A 532-nucleotide genomic window follows, 5' to 3' on the forward strand; every position below is an offset into this window, starting at 1 on the left:
CGGCGTCATAAGTCCGTCCCGACCGGCAACGGGCACGGCGCGTCAGAGGTAACGGCAGTTGTCGAGGGTGCGATTCGATATTTATATTCGGGCGTGAGAGCACCTCGCATGAGCGACGCGTCATCCCGATCACCGACACCGACGGCTGATGAGGCTCTTCATACGACTCTCGACATGCCGTTTGAGGACGCCGTCCCCTTCGTCCAGATCGAACATGAACTGGCTGATTTTGAAACGGTACGCGTCACTCGCCTCGATCAGATGATCGCGGGTATGCTCGGACACGACGACGTTGAGCGAACCGCGCTAATTGTGGTCTGTCACCCAGAAATCGCACACGATGCCCTCCAGATCGATCCAACCCTGGCCGGTATGTTACCGTGTACGACGACCGTCTACGAGCGCGCTGCGGACGACCGCGTCCACGTCCATCACGTCTCAGCGACAAAAGCGATACGGGACTTAGGTTGCGCGCCAGCCGACTCTGACGAGGCTGTAGAGGACTTGGTCACGAAGACAGGCGAGCCGATAG

At 59.2% G+C, this 532-nt stretch carries 1 protein-coding gene; it reads left to right on the forward strand.

Annotation, left to right across the window (positions count from 1 at the left end; genetic code table 11):
• Positions 1-108: 108 nt before the first annotated feature.
• A partial coding sequence (locus EXE42_RS16620) for a DUF302 domain-containing protein (RefSeq protein ID WP_137707023.1) occupies positions 109-532 on the forward strand: 424 nt, incomplete at its 3' end.

Source organism: Halorubrum sp. SP3 (genome assembly GCF_005435195.1).
Classification (GTDB): Archaea; Halobacteriota; Halobacteria; order Halobacteriales; family Haloferacaceae; genus Halorubrum; species Halorubrum sodomense.